Source organism: Clostridium folliculivorans, assembly GCF_024341905.1.
Classification (GTDB): Bacteria; Bacillota; Clostridia; order Clostridiales; family Clostridiaceae; genus Clostridium_AR; species Clostridium_AR folliculivorans.
On the sequence record NZ_BQXY01000010.1, the window covers coordinates 87,436 to 108,187 of the forward strand.

At 31.8% G+C, this 20,752-nt stretch carries 13 protein-coding genes and 1 pseudogene; 11 read left to right on the plus strand and 3 right to left on the minus strand.

Going from position 1 to position 20,752, the window contains the following annotated elements; genetic code table 11:
• Positions 1-113 precede the first annotated feature (113 nt).
• From OCU55_RS20235 to OCU55_RS20255, 6 genes and pseudogenes are all read left to right on the plus strand, one after another.
• Complete coding sequence (locus OCU55_RS20235; RefSeq protein ID WP_261854105.1) at positions 114-296, plus strand: transposase family protein; 183 nt, start codon at positions 114-116, stop codon at positions 294-296.
• On the plus strand, positions 277-1,659 hold the full coding sequence (locus OCU55_RS20240) for an ISL3 family transposase (RefSeq protein WP_261854154.1): 1,383 nt from the start codon (positions 277-279) through the stop codon (positions 1,657-1,659). The genes OCU55_RS20235 and OCU55_RS20240 overlap by 20 nt, the downstream gene beginning before the upstream one ends.
• Positions 1,660-1,909: 250 nt before the next feature.
• Positions 1,910-2,035: pseudogene (locus OCU55_RS24090) on the plus strand (hypothetical protein); the annotation flags it as partial.
• 138 nt (positions 2,036-2,173) lie between these two features.
• A complete protein-coding gene (locus OCU55_RS20245; RefSeq protein ID WP_261854106.1) occupies positions 2,174-2,653 on the plus strand; it encodes a transposase in 480 nt (159 codons plus the stop codon).
• Positions 2,654-3,486: 833 nt separating this feature from the next.
• The gene (locus tag OCU55_RS20250; RefSeq protein ID WP_261854107.1) at positions 3,487-4,107 is read left to right on the plus strand and encodes a VanZ family protein; all 621 of its coding nucleotides are present in this window, start codon (positions 3,487-3,489) and stop codon (positions 4,105-4,107) included.
• Positions 4,108-4,732: 625 nt separating this feature from the next.
• Positions 4,733-5,773 (plus strand): LCP family protein, encoded by a 1,041-nt coding sequence (locus OCU55_RS20255; protein WP_261854108.1) that lies wholly within the window; start codon positions 4,733-4,735, stop codon positions 5,771-5,773.
• Positions 5,774-6,228: 455 nt separating this feature from the next.
• On the opposite strand, the gene OCU55_RS20260 is transcribed toward OCU55_RS20255, so the two are convergent.
• The 3 genes from OCU55_RS20260 to OCU55_RS20270 all read right to left on the minus strand — a co-directional run bounded on the left by OCU55_RS20260 (position 6,229) and on the right by OCU55_RS20270 (position 8,917).
• Positions 6,229-6,990: a YdcF family protein gene (locus tag OCU55_RS20260; protein ID WP_261854109.1), complete on the minus strand. Its 762-nt coding sequence runs from the start codon at positions 6,988-6,990 to the stop codon at positions 6,229-6,231.
• A gap of 103 nt (positions 6,991-7,093) precedes the next feature.
• Entirely contained in the window at positions 7,094-8,071 is a 978-nt protein-coding gene (locus OCU55_RS20265) for a hypothetical protein (protein ID WP_261854110.1), read from the minus strand.
• Positions 8,072-8,473: 402 nt separating this feature from the next.
• Positions 8,474-8,917, minus strand: a complete 444-nt coding sequence (locus OCU55_RS20270; protein ID WP_261854111.1) for a hypothetical protein — start codon at positions 8,915-8,917, stop codon at positions 8,474-8,476.
• 420 nt (positions 8,918-9,337) lie between these two features.
• On the opposite strand from OCU55_RS20270, the gene OCU55_RS20275 reads away from it, so the two are divergent.
• From OCU55_RS20275 to OCU55_RS20295, 5 genes are all read left to right on the plus strand, one after another.
• The gene (locus OCU55_RS20275) at positions 9,338-10,444 is read left to right on the plus strand and encodes an FHA domain-containing protein (protein WP_261854112.1); all 1,107 of its coding nucleotides are present in this window, start codon (positions 9,338-9,340) and stop codon (positions 10,442-10,444) included.
• Between the two features lie 143 nt (positions 10,445-10,587).
• Complete coding sequence (locus OCU55_RS20280; protein WP_261854113.1) at positions 10,588-11,349, plus strand: PP2C family protein-serine/threonine phosphatase; 762 nt, start codon at positions 10,588-10,590, stop codon at positions 11,347-11,349.
• Between the two features lie 11 nt (positions 11,350-11,360).
• Positions 11,361-13,055 carry a serine/threonine protein kinase gene (locus OCU55_RS20285; protein WP_261854114.1) on the plus strand — a complete coding sequence of 565 codons (1,695 nt, stop codon included), beginning with the start codon at positions 11,361-11,363 and terminating at the stop codon, positions 13,053-13,055.
• A gap of 2 nt (positions 13,056-13,057) precedes the next feature.
• A complete protein-coding gene (locus OCU55_RS20290; protein WP_261854115.1) occupies positions 13,058-13,588 on the plus strand; it encodes a hypothetical protein in 531 nt (176 codons plus the stop codon).
• A gap of 53 nt (positions 13,589-13,641) precedes the next feature.
• Positions 13,642-20,706, plus strand: a complete 7,065-nt coding sequence (locus OCU55_RS20295) for an InlB B-repeat-containing protein (RefSeq protein ID WP_261854116.1) — start codon at positions 13,642-13,644, stop codon at positions 20,704-20,706.
• Positions 20,707-20,752: the final 46 nt, after the last annotated feature.

Genomic DNA, 20,752 nt, shown 5'->3' on the forward strand with positions numbered 1-20,752 from the left:
TGAAGTTATAGGTGTAGATTGTCAAGTACTTTTGGTTCTTCGTCAAATTTGATGATTTTCATAATTTCTAATATAATTTAGGAAATTAAATTTGACTTTGGAGTAATGACATAATGATTAATGAGATTTTCTTTGATAAATTTAAAGTTGACAATATAGAACATGATGAAAATAAAGTTCTTATTATATTAAAATCTACTAATTTAGCTACTAAATGTACTTGTTGTGGTGTTAAAACAACTAAAGTTCATAGCAAATATAAAAGACAAGTTCTAGATTTACCTATATTTAGATAAATACACTAGATTAAGCATTATAACTAGAAGATTTTTTTGCATCAATTCTGATTGCGGAAGAAAGATTTTTTCAGAAGAATTTAAAGGATTTATATCAAGATATCAAAGATTAACAAACAGATTATCTAAATATCTAATAAATATAGGTTTAACTCAAAGTGCCAATCAAGCTTATAGAATTTTTAACAAATTTGTTCCCGTTAGCGCTAGCTCAATATTAAGATTATCTAAGAATCATAATATTAATGTTGAATATAATTCAGAATTCATAGGGATAGATGACTTTTCATTTAGAAAAGGAATTACTTTTGGGACAATAATTTGTGATTTAACAACTGGAAAACCTATAGATATAATTAATAGTAGAAATCTTGATGAAGTAACTCAACATTTAAAATTATATAAAAATGCTAAAATAGTAAGTAGAGATAGATCTACAACATATGCTAAAGCTATAAAGGATGCATTACCTAATGCTACTCAGGTTGCAGATAGATTTCATATAGTACATAATTTTTTAGAGAGTATATGTGATTTTCTAAAAAAATACATTGGCAAAGCAATAAAAATAACAAAAGGTAAAGAGACTGAAGTAGTAATAACTAAGGAAATGTATTTAGATAATGAGAAGATCTCAAAGAAAAAAGAATTAATAAGAAAAGTTAAACAACTGTATTCAAATGGTACACCAATTAGAGAAATAGCACGTGAAGTAGCTGTTTCAAGAAATACTGTTAAAAAATACATTAAAATTGATGATATCGAAAATATAAGATATAACAATAAACCAACACCAATCTATTTTTATAAAGATTTAATAATTAACCTTTTGGTTCAAAAAAAATCATATAAAAATATTTTAATAGAACTTAGAAATCATGGTGTACAGTACTCCTATTCTTCTATAGCTAAATTAGCAGGACAGCTAAAAAAAGAGGGATTACCCAAAGAGTTTAAAGATAAACCATATATTTTTACGAGATATAATTTGATAAAAATATTTTGGAATCATTACAATACTACTAGTGAAGTGTATAGTATATTAGCAAGTATAGTAGATAACTGTCCTCTATTAGATGAAGTATTTATGTCGATAGCTACGCTACGTGAAGTATTAGATAGTAAAAATCAAGAGATATTAGGCGCGTGGATTGATTATAATTCTAACTCTCAAATTAAAGAGATAAAAAGCTTTATAAATGGAGTATGTAAGGATTATACCAGTGTTGCTAATGCGGTTATTTATTCTGAAAGCAATGGAATTTTAGAGGGAAATGTAAATAGGTTAAAGTATATTAAAAGATCCATGTTTGGACGTGCTGGTTTTAATCTATTAAGAAATAAAGTCCTAGCTAATATTTAGAAAGGTTAGGTGCCAAATGGTACCTTTCATCAAATTTGACTAAGAACCAAAAGTACTTGACAATCTACAGCTACTTTTAGTGGAAGCTATTATTCAATGATTTCAACATAGATTTTCACTTATAATAAATTCAAAACTATGTTTGGAAATGTGAATTTGAATGATACTAAGATATTGCATCAATTTGATGAGAATAGAGTTATCCGTATTATAGCCGAAGAGTACTTACGAAGGAAGCTGCTGTCCACGTTGCGGGACAATATCAAAGAGCAAACACTCAAAGTATACTAGAAAACTATCTGATGGATCTTTAGAGGGCTTTTCTAAAAAGATAACTATTATTGTTAGAAAGTTTAAATGTAAATCTTCTAGTTGAAGTAAAAAAATCTTTACTGAAAGGCTTCCTTTTGCGGTTGCGTATGCAAGAATAACTAATAAGGTTATTGAATTAATTACATCCTTAGCTTTAAAAGTTAGTGCTGAAAAATTATCATGTATAATGAAAAAGATAGGTATGAGTATCTCTCATGATACTATATTAAGATTAATAAGAAAGCTACCTCAATACACAATTACAATTGATGATTCTGTTAAAAATATAGGTATAGATGATTTTGCATTTAAAAAGAGAAAGAAATACTGCACCTTAATCTGTGCTATGGATAAAAGAATGATTTTAGATATATTACCAAGTAGAAATAAAGAAGCAGTAGCTGATTGGTTAAAAAAATATCCGCAAATCAGCCTAGTCAGTAGAGATGGTTCAATATCATATTCAAGTGCAATTACTGAGACATTGCCCAATGCTCTACAATTATCTGATAATTATCACTTAGTAAAGAATTTACTTGATAACATAAATAGATATGTTAAAAGAAAATACCCCAAAGATTTGATCATATCAAAGAGTAAACAGGAAATTGTTGACGCCGTTATAGAAGATGAAGATAATATCAAGACGGCTATTAGAGATGAAAAAATCAAAGCTAAATGAGCGCTTATAGAAGAAATAAAATATAAGCATCAATCTGGAGCAAGCATATGGGAAATGGCTAGAGAAGAGTCCATGTCAAAAACACCATAAAGTAATATTTGAAATCAGAGAAATCTATATACTGGCCTCAGGGAATAAAAAGAGTTTCAGGGTTTAATATAGCAGACAATAGTGTTAATACTAAGACAAATTATATTATTAATTCAAGCTTAGTAATTAAGGCTATATGAAAGAATTCAGAAAACCTAAGTAATACTGATGTTAACACACCTAGAATCTTAAGTAGAACATATCATGAACTAATAAATTAAAGAAAAATTATCGATGACTTCAAGAGTATATTTAAATTTACTTCTCACGCATTAGAAAACTAGATAAATAAAGCTAAACAGAGATAAACTCTTATATATGGTGTAGAAAATGATAATGCCTCAATTAAAAACAGTTAAGTAGTAAATACAATAATGGACTTCTTGAATGAATTGTTAATAAGTTTAAAAGCATAAAATGTACAAGTTATGGAGGTGTAAATTTCACCTTTTATGGAGTAAAGTTTTCAGTTTCTAGGAGGTTACCGGATAGAGAAAATACTACTTCTCATAGTTTAATGCACTGTATTGTAATTTTGCAAAAACTGAGATAGAACCGTTTTAAGTATAAATAGACAATGAGTTTCATTAATAATATATACTGACTATACTTATATAATTAAAAACATATATTTTATTTAAAATGTAAGAATTAAAATATAAAAATCAGTTATAATTAGATAATGAAATATTAAGATTTTGTAATTATACTAAATGTGTTTAAATAGAGATGGGGAAAATAATATGAAAAAATGTGCTGTTTTAGTTTTATTATTCTGGGGGGGGGTTATATTTTATATGTCAAGTAAACCAGGGGTAGTATCTCATAATATGAGTAGGGCTATCGTAAATATTCTTAAAGAAGATAAAAATACGGCTACCCGAAATGGTAGTATTAATTATCAGAATAAAGTGTCCAATAATGCTTTAAATAATGGTAAGAGTTTCAGTACACAAAGTAACAGTGGTAGTAAAACTCAGCAAAATGTACAATCATCAACTGGAAGTTCACAGAAAAAATCTGTTCAAACAGTAAAAAATACAAACGCAAAAGTTAGTAGTAACGCTGCGAAGCTAGATTATATAGTTAGAAAAAGTGCTCATACTTTTGAATATATTGTTTTGGCAGTATTGGTAAGTGCAAGCTTTTTTGCTTTTGATAAAAAAGGAAAGCAGTATTTAATATATATACTATTTAGTTGCTTGTTTTTTGCAGTTACAGATGAGTTTCATCAATCTTTTGTTCCAAGCAGGACTTCTTTGGTTAGTGATGTATTTATAGATTTTGGTGGTTCTCTAATAGGAATTTTTTTGTTTTATCTTTTTTATTATAAGATATTTAGTAGTAAATCAGTACGTGGTTAACAAGAGCATAGCGTTAATTGTATTGTAGTATAAAGTCATAATAAAAATATGAAGTAAATATGTAAATTAATATACTTGATAATGTAGATATATTTTATTTTGAAATCAATTACCTTGAAGAAATATAAAAGCTTTAGGAACATATATATATCATTTTATCATCTCCGTTAGTTTTGGTAGTCTCAATCATAGATTATTTCTCTACGAATAGATGTTCTGAAACATCTGTTTTAACTCTCTTATCAGTATAATGGATATTTTTTAATATCTTTATGAATCCAAAAGAAAACACGAAAATGAGGAAGATAATCACTTTATATTATATAATAATGAGATGGGTCTCCTATTTTTTAGTAAAGGGACTCTTGCTTAGCTCTTTATTTACTGAAGTATAGTTTGCTGCTTTGGGAGTCTTTAATGAAGTAATAGTTATAATGTATATGCAAGTAATTAGTGTAGATTGTCAATTACTTTTGAGAGTTTATGTAAAAAAGCTCTTTCTTATGAAAGATTTCGTGATTTCAACTAACTCTGGAAAGAACTGGTTTGATATTGACAATTAACACTCATTTGTACTAAAAGTAATACAATTAAATAATAGCAATTTTGAAAAGAGGTATACGTCATGAATAAATGCACTCCAAAGGAGCCAATAAATAAGAAAAAACGAATTATTATAATATCTGTTATAGGCTTAATTATAATAGGATTAATTATTGGTATTCCGTACTACTATATTAATAACAAGCTTTCCAAAATAAACATAACCTCTCTTCCTAAAGATGATAAAAAACTTGGAATTAATGAAAATGCATATAATGAAAAGAATAAGGATCTGCAGGATAATTACATCAACATATTACTATTAGGAACAGATGCCAGAGCAGCAAATCAAGATGCTCGTTCTGATTCAATGATGATAGCAACCATCGATAAGAAGCATAATGAAATAAAACTATCTTCGCTTATGAGAGATATGATAGTTGATATGATTGGACATGGACAGATGGAAGGCTTAAATCAAGATAGGCTAAATCATACCTATGATTATGGTGGCGCAGAACTTACTTTAAAAACCATAAATGAAAACTTTAAGATGAATATGAAAAATTATATACAAGTTGATTTCTATGGACTTGAAAAGATAATCGATGAAATAGGTGGAATTGAGATAAATGTGAAATCAGAAGAAATTTCATTGTTAAATAGCTCGGTTAAAGAAGTAGCTAAAATAGAAAAAGTTCAGCCTAGCTTAGTGAGTAAGCCAGGTTTACAATTATTAGATGGCAAACAAGCTGTTGCTTACTCTAGAATAAGGCATGTGGGTAATATGGATTTTGAAAGAACTGAAAGGCAGAGAACTGTTCTAACAAAGATCTTTCAAAAGATATCTAAGATGAATCTTTTAGAATTAAATAATATAATAGGGAAGGTTCTTCCAGAAGTAAATACAAGTTTAGATAAATCAAGCATAATAAGTTTGTCTAAGGATATCATTTTGAATAAGATGAATAAGGTTAATCAATTAAGAATACCTATAGATGGCCATAATAATACTGTATATGTTAGAAATACATATTTCATGGCATGGGATAAGAAGGAGAATCTAGAAGCCCTTCATAAATTTATATATGAGGAAGATTATGAAGAAGATTCTATAAATTAAAGTTTAATGTTTAATCGGAGTAGGTTGTTATATAGTTAAAAAGACAAAAAATATATTAATGTTAGGTATATGCTCATTTATACATACTATTCTAGATCTCTCTTAGGTTTTTCCAAAGATATATCTTTACCCTTTCCTTGGACTTAGATTTCCCATGGATACAAGTTATAAATTTGTACCTAATTATGCTAAGATATATTTTTCTCACTTTAGGTACTTTATATTTGAAGTTATAGGAGTTATATTATTGTATAATTTCTTTAAACAATCTAAATCTTCTAATAGTGTGAAATACTTTATGAAGAGTGGAAGATTTTTTAATTAAAATAAAACAGGGTGATGCAGATGAACTGATTTAGTTGATTTTGCATCACCTCATTTTATTTATCTCTATGTTAGGTAGTGGCAAAGTTCCAATAAATCTTGCTAACATAAGCAAGGCAATAAATAAGTTTTTAAATTATTGTTTTAATCGAAAGTTGCAACATCCCAAGATACTCATGTAAAGCTATTACAGTAGTATCAAAACTACTAGCATTAGGTATAAAGGATCTAAGACCTATAGTTAATTTAGTATTAGTAAAATAATCAGCAGGATAAGGTAAAGTATTTTTAATATTGGCAATAGTGAAGTTCATAATTGAACGGTCCATATGGAAGGCTGAAGTTACTAATATAGGTTTTGAAAAATTATTCTCTTTCATAATCTTTGATGTATATATTGCATTTTCTGTAGTGGTACGACTCTTATCTTCAGCTATAATATCTTTTTCGTTTATTCCAAGATCGATAAGCTGTCTTTTAGCAATTTCAGCTTCACTGCCACTTTCACCATAAACTGAGCCTCCAGATATGATTATTGGAAGTTTAGTCTTGTTATATAAACGTGAAGTGGTTAACAAACGGTTAGCTGAGCTTCCTGAAAGGCTTCCTATGCCGCTAATGTCTGGAGAACTAAGTGTAGCTCCACCTCCAAGCATCACAATTACATCTCCATTTAACTTTGAAGGTGGATTAAACTTATATTCTAAGGAATGAATTAAAAAGTTTGCAGTTAAAGGAATTGAAGTTATATAAATAAGAGCTGCAACTATTAGTACTAACTTTGGTATTTTCTTTTCACGTCTATATTGTAGTGCTGCCCAAATTATAAGTAATAAAATAAAGCATCCAGGCGGCAATATAAGATTTGCTATTAATTTAAAAACGTATATCATCACTGTTCCCCTTTGTATTTTGATAAGAATATTTTATTCTACGTAGAATCTAAAAAATCCTTTTAATAATAGTAAATACATTTTTCATATCACCAAGAGGTGTCTAAACTTCCTTATATACCATCATCTTAGGTATATTACCTTCATTTAAATTCATGTCACATATAGTGGTAAATCCATTCTTATTATAAAATCGAACTAAATATTCATATGAATTATTATTAGTAGTAGGAACAGTTCCTATTATTAATTTTATTGATTTCTTTAAGGAAAGGTCTTCATTAATTTTAATGGTTACTTTATTTATAATATCTTCTAAGTTTTTTAGGATAAAGGTTCCATGCCCTCTCCTTGGATTGAAGGATTGAAAATCCCATAATTGAATGATAATGTCCTGATCTTTAATTTCTTTAGAGGTACTAATGCTATAATTAGTGATTTGTGGGTACATAAATGTATCATATTTAAGTTGAAGTAATGTGTGCTTATAGAAGGGATATTCGCCTTCTCCTGAAAAAATGAAGATTGGTTTTGGTGATGAATCCATATTCATAGTATTAAAGTTTTCAATGTTACAATATAGAGCAATTAATGAATTGCATTTATCTCTATCAAACTTAAAATATACACAATTATCATTATGGATTTTAAACCCAGAATAGTTCGAACAGTAGTTTTGAACTTTTTTTATGATGGAGAGATCTTCATTATACAATTGTATTTTAGTATCAACTTGATTTGTTAATTTTTGAAGAAATGTTTTTTTAGATTCATAAGTGAGATTACAATTTTTATTAGCTAGTTTGCAATGAGTCTTATCAATTGTATGTTTAGAGGAGTATTTGGAGAGCATATGTTTTTCATAGGAGTTGTTCAAATAAAGTATATTAAGATATTCGCCTTTAAAATTGAGTACCTTCTCAATGCTATTATTTTCAATACATTTATTTAAAATGCTTTGAAGTTCATCCACATGTTCTAAACCTAATTGTGCCATTCTTATATCATTATCTAATCTATCCATATCATAGAGATAGCACTTTCCGTTTTTACTTTTACTCCAGCAAACAATAGATTTCAATTTCATTCCCCCAATATTAAAGATGAAACACTTCGATCCGAAATCTATTTTTAAAACTTTCACGGGTTCTGGTGAGAGAATTTAAAAATATAAACTCTATTACGAAGTGGTTCATCTATAGTGTCAATTACTTGTAAGTATTTTTATGTGAATTATATGTATTTAGATGGATTATGGGTTATTTAATTAACAAGTTATGGGGCTATATCACTATATATAATTTTTTTACGGTTAATATGACATAAACTTGATGGTAAAATAGAAAAGATTTTTTTAAATAGCACGTTTTTAGATTATCGCTAATATCATAGTGTAACATAGAGTATTATACATGAATACTCTAAGTTTATATTATATTTTTAAATAAGTAGTCATAATCAATTAGTGTGTTAGGTATTTCATTTATCTATTTATAATAAGAGCTTCTAGGTGTATTTTATTTTGGAATCCTTTTCCTTGTAATATTACAAAGGTTTTGGGCACGTATATATAAACCAGTTTGTAATCTCCGTTAGTTTTGGTGGCCTCAATCACAGACCATTTTTCTACACTTCCATGTTCGGATACATCTGTTTTCACTCCCTTATCAGCATAAGGAATATATTTATTAGCATCTTTAGGAACCCAAAAGAAAACGCGAAAATGAGGAAGATAATCACTTCCTATTACATAATCATAAGATGGATCTCCTCTTTTTTCAGTAAAGGTGCAAGTGGTTAGCTCTTTATTTACTGAAGCATAGTTTGCTGCTTTGGATGTCTTTGAGGAAGTGATAGTTAACAGGTATAAACAAGTAATTAGTATTAGAGTAATTACTAAAGTTTTCATACATTTATTAGACCGCATTTAACTAAATCCTCCAATCCGAATACTTTATATTAAGTATTAGCTTAAGAGGTTATTAGTATACGAAGCTTTGTAAGCTGCAAAATATCAACTCTCTAATATGTTTTGAACTTTATTTGTTTCTGAGTTTAATAAATTAATAGATTATATGAAAGGCTGAAGTTACTAATATAGGTTTTGAAAGTGGATAGATTTAAATATACCCTAGAGCAAGTGTAAAACTACAGAATCGACAATAATTGTGATTTATTTAACGATTTGTGTTGGAAAATATTTTTAATGTAACCATAATAATTAATGATTAACGGTCATAAATAAGTATAAGTGGGAAGTATGTTTATTCATATAAGCAAACAGATACAAATTGTATCAATAGTATTTCATTATTTTATTAGCGAAAATCGCGGAGGGTGAATTAGGGTGAAATTCAAAGCAAAGATTAAAAATAGTCAGCTTATAGTAAAAGTAAAAATTTCATCAGATGATGTCATTAGTGAGCGAGAAATAGATATTTTAGAAAAGAAAAATATCAGAGGTTTTCTTAAACCTAAACAGAGTAGAAGCAATCTTGTTGAGTACACCGGACCTGCTGGGGTTTCAATGAGTGACCATTTAAAAAATCCATTATCAAAATACGAATTCTTTTACATAATGGCACAAATCGTAGATGCTACAAAAAAGATTCAAAATAACAATCTTTTTTTAAATAATTTAATTCTTGATTTGAGATATGTGTATATTAACGAGAACACTAAAGAAATACAATTTGTTTATGTACCGGTTATGTCAAATCATATTTGCTTGAATGTTATCGGTTTTATGGAATCAATCGCATATTCTGTAAAGTCAATAGCAAATCAGGACTTTGATTTTGTTGCAAAATATGTAAGTTTCATTAAATCTCTGGATGGTTTTGATATTCCTGCAATTGAGAGATATGTTTCAAGAGAAGATAAAGATGTGGCGAGACAAATTAAAAAACAAAACATTGGTCAAAGTGGATTTATCACAGATAAACCAAAGGATTACTATGAACACAGAGACCAAAAGAGTCATGGGGACTACCAAGATACAGGTCTTTTAGAGGAAGGTGAAGTAACCGGTCTTTTAGAGGAAGATGAAGTAACAGGTCTTTTAGATGAATATGAAGCAACAAGTCTACTAAATGATGAAGGAACCTCGCTGTTAGAAGAAAATGCTGTATCTTCTAATGTTGCATCTCACCAAGAAGTTCATTTCCCATCTTTATTAAGAATTTCCACCAATGAAACAATCAGCATAAACAAACCAGTTTTTAGATTAGGAAAAGGACAAAGTTATGTTGACTATTTTATAACCAATAATAATGCAATAAGTAGAAGTCATGCAGATATTATCACAAGAGGGAATCGCTATTTTGTATTTGACCAAAATTCAACAAATCATACCTTTATTAATGATGAGTTACTACCACCAAAAGTTGAAACTGAAATATTTGAAGGAAATATTCTTCGATTAGCAAATGAAGAATTTGTATTTCATATATAAAGATGTACAACTTCGAACGCAATCCATTTTTAAAACTCTTGCGGCTTTTTGAGAGAGAGTTTAAAAATATAAGTTTAATTATGAAGTGGTTCATCCATACAGAATTTTATCTTGAACAAATAAAAACATAAGGGAGTGAAACAATGCAATTTGTAGCCACAGCAGATACTGATATAGGAATCAGTAAAGATACAAATCAAGATAGTGTGCTAATAAAACATGCAGCTACATCAAGTGGCGAAATTCTGCTGGCCATTGTCTGTGATGGTATGGGCGGTTTGGCAAAAGGAGAATTAGCAAGTGCAACGGTTATTCGTTCATTTTCAGAATGGTTTGACAGCGAGATGCCGAGTGAACTACGTTCTCTTGATATGAAAGTTATTGGTGGAAAATGGGAGCTAATGCTTAAGGAACTAAATGCAAAGATATTGGAATATGGGAAATCTGTTGGTATAAATTTGGGGACTACATTTACTGGTATCTTATTTGCAGACAACCAATATGTGATTTGTCATGTTGGAGATACTAGAGTTTATCATATAGGAAATGGTATTAGACAACTTACGGAGGATCATACATTAGTAGCACGAGAGATAAGCCGAGGAACAATGACTCTTGAGCAAGCTAAGACAGACAGGAGAAGAAATATGTTATTACAGTGTGTAGGTGCGTCTAGAGTTGTTACACCACAAATCATATATGGAAGAGCAGAAAAAGGTGTGTATATGATCTGCTCTGATGGATTCAGACACGAAATAACAGAAAAAGAAATCTTTGAATCGCTGAAGTCTGTAAATCTTATTAACAAGCAGGCGATGCACGATAATGCAAGATACTTAATAGATTTAAATAAGTCAAGACAAGAACGAGATAATATATCTGTTGTTCTAGTTAAAACGGAATGAGGTGAGAAAGAATGGCGGATATAGGTTTTGTTGTTGACGGAAAATATGAAATACTTAAACAAATAGGTAAAGGTGGTATGTCAATTGTTTATCTAGCAATGGATAAGCGACTTAATAAGCAGTGGGCCGTTAAAGAGATTAGAAAAAAAGGTAATGGAAAAAATGATGAGGTAATTGTTAACAGCTTACTTGCCGAAGCTAATCTGATGAAACGACTGGATCATCCAGCCTTACCTAGAATTGTTGATATTATTGATAATGAAGCAACAATTTATGTTGTTATGGACTATATCGAAGGCGAATCTCTTGACAAAATTCTTTTGCAATATGGAGCTCAGCCAGAAGATTTAGTTATTGAATGGGCAAAACAGTTGTGTGATGCTCTCGGGTATTTGCATGCCCAAAAGCCTCCTATTATTTATCGAGATATGAAGCCTGCAAACATCATGTTAAAGCCTGAAGGAAATCTAAAGTTAATTGACTTTGGTATTGCCCGTGAATATAAAGAGCAAAACTTAGCTGATACAACGGTTCTTGGCACAAAAGGATACGCATCGCCTGAGCATTATGGTTCACGACAGACTGATGCAAGATCGGATATTTTTACCTTGGGTATGACCTTACATCACTTGCTCACAGGTGTCGACCCAAGACCAGCTGATTATATGTATGCTTCTATTCGTCAGTGGAATCCACAATTATCAGACGGTGTTGAAGCAATTATAGATAAGTGTACTGCCATTGATCCTGAATATAGATATCAAAGCTGTTCAGAATTGATGTATGATTTAGAACATCCTGATCTTATAACAAAAGACTTTAAGAAAAAGCAAAAAAGAAGGTTAGGACTTTTCATTTCATCAGCAGCATTAGCAGTGGTGATGTTGATTTCTGGTTTTACTTGCAAAGCATTAGTTACTAAAGTAAACAACAGTGACTATGATACCTTGGTATCGGTAGTTGCGTCCACTTCTCTTTCTGAGAAAATATCAAGCTATAAAAAGGCAATAGAGATTTATCCTTATGATACACGAGCTTATATGTGTATATTGGATGCTTACGAAAATGAAGGTAAGTTTGATAAGCAGGAAAATGATGAGTTTTTGGCTCTTTATAATGCAAATAAAGATGGTTTTGATGTATCAAGTGTTGAAGTAGCAAAGCTAAATTACCGAATAGGTATGATGTACTTTAATTATTACACAAACGATGATGGTACCTATAGTTTTTCAAATAGAGTGCAAAAAGCATATCCGTTCTTTGCAGCAGATTATGAAAATGAAAAGATGCCTGCAAGTTTTGAAAACAAGGCATTATTAAATTGCTACTATCAGATCTGCTCATTTTATAAGAAATATATATTAAGTTCTGCCAATGTGGAAGAAGCTTCAAAAGAAAACTATCTAAAACTCATTGAGGTGATTGAACAATCACTTGATTCTGTAAAGAATTCAGGAGCTTACGACCAGATTACACTATATAATGGAACCTTCATGTTTCTTTATGACCAAAGAATAAATTTACAATCAGTAAATGTTGAACAAGATACAATAGTATCGCTTATGGATAAGGTATATAAAAACGCTTCTTCCATTTCAGTACAAAAAGAACAGTCGAAAAAACTTCAAAGTGAGATCCTTGATAACTATGTAGAATACAAGAAGGCAATCGAAAGAACCTACACTAATGCGGAGGAGAGAAAATAATTATGGCAGAAATATTATCCACGATTTCAATAGTTTCTTTTGTATTATCGGCAGTATTCTTTGTACTTGCGGTTGTCTTTTGGATTAGATTTGGAGTCCTTGGTATTATTGGTGACTTGTCAGGTAGAACTGCAAAGAAATCAATTGCTAAGATGCGAGAGAACAATAAGAAAACAGGCAAGAAACTCTTTAGAACAAGTTCAATAAAGGTTGAACTAGAAAAACTAGAAGACACTAGGAAGGCGCCAATAAAGATATACGAAAAGACTTCTAAACTAGAAATTGGTGATAACCTTGAAACAGGCCTTTTGGATGACAACAAAGTTGATAACTTTACTGAAAATTCAACAGAGCTTTTGGATGATAACGATGCAACAGGAGTACTAAATGAAGAAGGAACAGCGGTGCTTGATAGTAATTCTAATACTGTTTTCAATGAGAATGTTGTAAACCATTCGCGAAAAGTAGCGGATGAAGGTGAGATTAAAATAATTGATGAGGTAATACTCATCCATACGAATGAGGTGATTTGATGATAGGCATAAAGATGAAAACATAAATGGAATCAAAAAGGAGAATGAAAAAGATGGGGAAGTGCAAAACCAAAATCACAGATCGTATTTTTGCTATGGTACTCGCTCTTATTACGGTAGTATATTTAATGCCTACCACAGTTTTTGCTGCAAATGAGAGCAATCCAGAAGCATTTACGATTAATGTGAAGGACTCAAAGGGTATTGCTGTTAGTGACGCTACTGTAGCATATGTAGTTAAAGATAATTCTTCTGTGGTTGAAACAGGCAATAGCCAAACTGATGCAGATGGTTATGTTGTTGTTACAGAGCTGGCAAATCATACTGATGCAATCACAAACGGCACAATTACTATTAGCTATTCTATTGCTAAATCTGGATATACAACAAAACAAGCTGATGATGTGCAAGTTTCAGATGCAAAAGGCAATATCGATGTAGTCCTATATGCTACACCTCCTGCAACAGTTAACCTGTCTGTTGTCAAGAGTGGAAGTGGTACTGTTAAAATCAATGGAGATGAAAGCACAAGTGTTACTGTTAAAAAGGAAGATGCAATTACACTTGAAGTTACTCCAGTTGATGTTGATGGTGGAAAAGCTTATATAAAATCGCTGACAATTGGAACTGAAAGTATTCCAGTTGAAAAATACAAAGCCTATAGCAATAATGCTTTGAAGATTTCAAAGGATACCCAAATCGTCGTTGAGTTTGGCATTGATTACACTATTACAGCTTCAGCCGGTAGCGGTGGAGTAATTTTACTTAATAACAATAAAGTTAATAGCATTACCGTTGACAAAGATGCCTTGGTAAGTGTTTCTGTTACTCCAGACAGTGGATATGAGATTTCAGGTGTTGTAATTGATGGAGTACCTCAGACCGTTAGCAATGTTTCTAATTTCACTGAAAATGTTGCTGTCAGCAAAAATGTTATAGTTTCTGCTACCTTTATAAAGTTATATACAATTATGGTCACATATGATAATGCAAAAGGAACAGTAGTTACTGATCCTGCTTGCGTGGGTGGACAGGTTACTGTTAAAGAAGGAAATAAGATTAAAGTAACAGCTACACCAAACCCAAACTATCGTGTTTCAAAGGTTGTGAAGACTAGTATAAAGAATGGTGAAAAGAATAGTGAAACTAAAGATTATACGGACAATGGAAAGTCTTATGAGGATACTATTACTACGATAAAAGAAGATTACTCATATGAGATTACTTTTGCTTCTAATGTATATAAAGTGACTGCTAATCAGCCTACCAATGGTACAGTTGTAATTAAAAATGCTAACGTAGATTATGGCGGCAGCACTGAGGTTACATTTACTCCTGATAGTGGCTACGTTCTTGAAGCTGTTACAGTTGATGGAAAGAATGTTCTTGAGGATGTTACAGTTGATGGGGAAAAATTAGTAGATGTAAAACAGGTGGATAACGATTCTATTCAGTTCACATTTAAAAACATTATCGCTGATAAAAACATAGTTGTTAGTTTCAAAGAGATGCCTATTGTAGATATGACAGATGTGTCTTTTAACTCCAGCGATGTAGCAAGAGTTAATAGTAATGGGGATTTGTACGTGTTTAAAAAGGGCAGTACAGTTAAATTTTCAACTGCTAAAAATGGTATGAGAGTTAATGGACAAAAAGAGGGTATTCTTACGGAAACGAGTACATGGTCTACAACAACAAATACCACTATAGAAAAACTTGAAATTTTCTATAAGGGTGAGTTTGATTACTGTGCAACTTGGCACAAGGTGAAGTTGCCTGATGGTGGCTTAAAACTTGCAATTGACCAAACTGCACCTTCAGTTAAATTAACTCCAGATGAAGCAAATAGCTATGGCTACTATAATAAAGATGTAAATGTAGCAATTGCTGCTATAGATCCTGGTTCTTATTCAGGTATTGCTACTGTAGAGTATTGGGTAAAGTATGGGGTAGGAGAAAATGCTGTTGAAACTCAACACAATACAATTAACGTTAATAAAGAATCCGCATATAATGGAAATATTGTAGTTGATGCAAGCAAAAACAATAGGGATGATATACAAGTAATTGTGGCAGTAACAGATGCTTCTGGAAATACTACCACAGCAACACAGAACCTGAAAATCAATATAACAAAACCGGTGGTAAGCATAAGCATTGATGGAACTCTTCATCCTGAAGCGAAAACTGGATATTATAACTCAGACAGGACGGCAACTATTACGATTGTTGATAGAGCATCATGTTTTAATGAAAAAACAGCATTGGATGGATTAAGTATTACAGCTAAAGACAAAGAAGGTAACTATGTTGTTCCGCAATTAAGTAAGTGGTCTGGCAGTGAAGATACTCATACAGCTACACTTACATTTAGCTCAGATGCAAATTATAAGTGGCAGTTGTCTTATACAAACAATGCTGACCTTACAAATGATGCTGCTTCCACTACAGGTGATTCGGTGTATGAATTCGTTGTGGACAAAACAGCCCCTGTGGGTTCTATTGCATTAGAAACAACAACCTGGAATAAGCTACTTTCAACTATTACTTTTGGTATATGGAAAAACTACTCTGTTTCAGCAAAAGCAACAGGAACAGATGTAACCTCACCTGTGTATGATATTAAGTATTATAAATCCAATACAACAACCGCTTTAACAAAAGAAGAGCTAACTGCTCTTTACGATAGTGGTAAATTTGTTTCTGAAAAATATACTGTGGATTCCGATGAACAGTTTGCGGTATATGCAAGGATTACTGATTATGCCGGAAATACTTTATACGTCAGCACAAACGGAATTATTGTTGATATGACAGAAAGTGAAATTACATTAACACCTGATGCGCCTAATAAAAACGGTTTATACAATAAAGATGTTGATGTTGCTGTTAAGGTAAATGATGGAGTTGTTGATGGGAAGGCTTACTCTGGTATAAAGACTATTGATTATACTGTTGAAAACAATGGAACAGTTACCCAGAGTGGCAATTTGTATACTTTTGATAAGACAAATCCTACACAGGATGAACTTAAAAAGGACTGGAGTGGAAGTATTAAAGTTGATAAGGTATTAAATAATGATGATCATATTAAAGTGACTGTTATTTCTTATGATAATGCAGGAGAAAAGTCTGAAAAATCAATTCCTCTTTCTATTAATACAGATGAACCTGTAGTTAATGTATCCTATAGCGATACAGCCAACAAAGTAGCTGAAGATAATGGATATTTTGGAGCAAATCGAGCTGCAACCATTCAGATTACTGATAGATCATCTGCTTTTGATGTAGATACTGCAACAAAGGGAATTGTTATAAGTGCAATAGACGGAAAGAAAAATAAGGTTAAACTAGATACTAGCAGTATGATTAGCAATTGGTCTAGTACTGGTAATGTTCATACTGCAACAATTACATTTTCAGATGATGGAAACTACACTTGGTCATTTGATTACACAAATAGAGCAGATAATCATATGAAACCCGTTAATGCAACAGGTACTACACCATTCAAATTTACTGTAGATAAAACTGATCCAACTGGAACAGTATCTGTTGGTACAAGTATTTGGAGTAAATTACTTAGTGTGCTTACATTTGGCTTGTATAGCAATGAAGATGTTCAGGTTAAAGCAACTTCAGATGATGCTACAAGTCCTGTTACAGTTGAATACTATAAGACAAGTAATCCTACTGCTATGACAGCAGAAGAACTAGATAGTAAGAGTTTTGAACCTTACAAAGACTTCACCGTAGCAGCTGATGAGCAGTTTGTTGTTTATTTGAAGATTACAGATCATGCAGGAAACTATATTTACATCAATTCTGATGGATATATTGTAGATAAGGTTAAGAGTGATATAACCATTACTCCAGATGTACCTAATAAGAATGGCACATATAAGGATGATGTAAATGTAGCAATTAAGGTTTCAGATGCAGCACCATATTCAGGTATTAAGACAGTGGATTATTGGGTGGTAAAGGATAATGATGCAGAGAATCCTACTCAGAAAGGTAATTTGTATACCTTTAGCAAAATTAATCCTACTCAAGCAGAGCTTCTTAAAGACTGGACTGGAAGCATCACAGTAGATTCTAAAAAGAATAATAGTTGTAATGTTGTTGTGTATGTAAAAACTGTTGATAATGCAGGAAACGAAGATACAAAGTCAATACCTCTTGATATTGATGTTACTGCTCCTTCAATCAAGGTAACTTATGACAACAACACTGATAACAATGGAAACACATATTTTAATGCAAATCGTATGGCTACTGTTGTTATAACAGAGAGAACACATCACTTTGACGCAGATGCGGCTACAAAAGGGATTGTTATCACAGCAGTTAATTCAAAGGGAAATAAAGTTGCAATTGACCCTTCAGCAATGATAAGCAGTTGGACAACAAAAGAGGGGGCTACAGCTGATGCAGCAACCCATACTGCTAATATAAAATATCAAGCAGATGCAAATTATACATTTGCAATTTCTTATACAGATAAAGCTGATATTGGAAATAGTAGTGTAAACACAGATACTTCAGTGGCACCTTATAAATTTACAGTAGATACTAATTCACCTACTGGAACAGTTAAGGCAAAATCAGAAGAAGGTCGCGAAGATACTTGGAATGAGCTTATTGATTCCTTGAAGTTTGGCTTCTGGTCTGGAAAGAAGATAGCGTTGACAGGTACTTCAGATGATGCAACCTCTCCTATTGATAGTGTTGTATATTACAAGACTGATTCACCAAAAGCTCTTACAGAAGCAGAAGTTAAAACAGTTACCTCTTGGCAAAACTTTGACGGTTTCTCTGTGTCAGCTAATGAACAGTTTACTGTTTATCTTAAGATTACAGATAAAGCTGGTAATGTTAGCTATATCAGCACCGACGGAATGATCGTAGATGATACTTCTCCTCGTGAGGAGTCAATTGCTCCGGAAATAACTATAACACCTGAGAAGCCTATAAATGGTTTGTACAATGGAGATGTAAAAGTTTCAATTAAAGTCGATGATCCATTGGTTAGTGGTACTTACTCAGGCTTAAAGACAGTTAATTATAAAGTCTTGAACATGGGTAAAGAAACACAAAGTGGAACATTATATTCCTTTACTAACAAGAATCCAAGTCGAGATGAATTGCTTAAGACTTGGACTGGTGATATTACTGTTGATAGTAAAAAGAACAACAGCAATGATGTTGTGGTTGAAATTTATGCTGAAGATAATGCTTTGAATTCTTCTAAGGATAAAGTTGCTATAAAGATTGATATTACAGCACCTACTATTGACATCAGTTATAGTAACAATGATGGAGACAGTGGAAAGTATTACAAGAAAGATAGAGTAGCAACAGTTGTAGTAACTGAAAGAAACTTCAAGGCTGAAGATGTGAAGATTGCCATTACTAACATTGATGGAAAGATTCCTGAAATCAGCAGTTGGAAAGAAGTATTAGGAAGTGGCAATCAGGACAATACCACACACACAGCAACAATTACCTATCATGAAGATGGTGACTACACCTTTAAGATTGAGTATAAAGATCTTGCTGACAATAAATGTGCTGGAGAAAACTACGCAGCTGGAACAACTAATCCTAAAGAGTTTACTGTGGACCAAACTTTACCTGTGGTTTCAGTAAGCTATGACAATAATAACGCACAGAATGATAAGTATTTCAAAGCTAATCGTACTGCAACTATTGTTGTTAAGGAACACAATTTTGATGTAGGCAGAGTTAAATTTACTCAGACTGCAACTAAAGGTGGAGCAACAATAGCTGTACCTTCTGCAGCTTGGAGTAATAATGGAGACGTTCATACAGCAACTATTTCTTATAATGCTGATGGCGATTATACCTTTGACGTTAAGATGCAGGATATGGCTGGTAATGAAAGTGCAGAAGCAAATTATGGGACTTCAGTGGCAGCGAAGGACTTCACAGTTGATATGGATATCAAAGAGCCAGAAATTACAGGAGTTGAAAACGGAAAGGCTTATAAAGGAGATGTTATCCCTGTAATTAGCTTCTCTGATATTAACTACAGTAATTATGAAGTTAAACTTACAAGAACCATTATGGGAGAGAAAGATGTAGATGTTACTAAGGAATTCATGAAGACATTAAGTATTGATGCTCAGGGTGGTTCTGGAAAGAATGATACCTTTGCAAAAGAACAGAAAAATGATGGTATTTATACACTTTATGTAAAGATGCTTGACAAGGCTGGTAATGAAAGTGAAAAGAAAGTAACCTTTACAGTAAACCGTTTTGGATCTGTATATGAATATAGTGATTACCTTAGATCACTAATTGCAAATGGTGGAGCTTACACACAAACATTAAAAAATGACTTGGTTATTACAGAATACAATCCAGACCGTTTAGTAGGTGATTCTCTTGTAATTAAAATCACTTGTGACGGTAAGCCATTATCACAAGTTAAGTACAATGTTTCTCCTGTAATCAATGAACAAGTGGGTGTTGGTAACAGTGGTTGGTTCCAATACCAGTACACTATCAGCAAGGAAAACTTTGCTAAGGACGGTGTATATAAGATATCCATTGCTTCTAAAGATGCAACAGGAAATGCTCCTGAAAATACAAACTACAAAGACAAATCTATTTTGTTTAGAGTAGATAATACCGTTCCTGAATTGACAAGCGTTGTAGGTTTGGAAAAAGCTATTATCAATGCACAGAAAGTAACTGTTAAGTATACATTATTTGATACCATTGGCTTAAAGTCAGTGAAGGTATATGTTAACGGAAAACAGCAGGGAGATACAATTACAGATTTCTCTGGTGATATAAACAACTATTCTGGTAGCTTTGTAATTAACGAAAGTAGTTCTAAGCAGACAGTTCGACTGGTTGTTGAGGATATGGCTGGAAACATTACTGATACAGATTCGGAGAACTTCAAGAGTGCTTATAAGTTTGAAAAAGCAGTAACAGTATCTACAAATAGTTTTGTACGATGGTATGCAGACAAACAGCTATTCTGGGGTTCAATTGGTGGAATTCTAGTATTTGTAGCAGGAATATGGTATGCTATTTACAATAAAAGGAAGAAATTAACTAACAAGTCTGATGTTGAGTTATAAAAATTAGTCTTGGGGGTATCCTGTGTAGGGTAAAAACTACACAGGA

Excerpts from the sequence above, each read along its gene's own strand:
- OCU55_RS20245 (WP_261854106.1), top strand. The coding sequence starts at position 2,174 with ATGAGTATCTCTCATGATACTATATTAAGATTAATAAGAAAGCTACCT.
- OCU55_RS20235 (WP_261854105.1), top strand. The coding sequence starts at position 114 with ATGATTAATGAGATTTTCTTTGATAAATTTAAAGTTGACAATATAGAA.
- OCU55_RS20255 (WP_261854108.1), top strand. The coding sequence starts at position 4,733 with ATGAATAAATGCACTCCAAAGGAGCCAATAAATAAGAAAAAACGAATT.
- OCU55_RS20270 (WP_261854111.1), bottom strand. The coding sequence starts at position 8,917 with ATGCGGTCTAATAAATGTATGAAAACTTTAGTAATTACTCTAATACTA.
- OCU55_RS20295 (WP_261854116.1), top strand. The coding sequence starts at position 13,642 with ATGGGGAAGTGCAAAACCAAAATCACAGATCGTATTTTTGCTATGGTA.
- OCU55_RS20280 (WP_261854113.1), top strand. The coding sequence starts at position 10,588 with ATGCAATTTGTAGCCACAGCAGATACTGATATAGGAATCAGTAAAGAT.
- OCU55_RS20250 (WP_261854107.1), top strand. The coding sequence starts at position 3,487 with ATGAAAAAATGTGCTGTTTTAGTTTTATTATTCTGGGGGGGGGTTATA.
- OCU55_RS20290 (WP_261854115.1), top strand. The coding sequence starts at position 13,058 with ATGGCAGAAATATTATCCACGATTTCAATAGTTTCTTTTGTATTATCG.
- OCU55_RS20285 (WP_261854114.1), top strand. The coding sequence starts at position 11,361 with ATGGCGGATATAGGTTTTGTTGTTGACGGAAAATATGAAATACTTAAA.
- OCU55_RS20260 (WP_261854109.1), bottom strand. The coding sequence starts at position 6,990 with ATGATATACGTTTTTAAATTAATAGCAAATCTTATATTGCCGCCTGGA.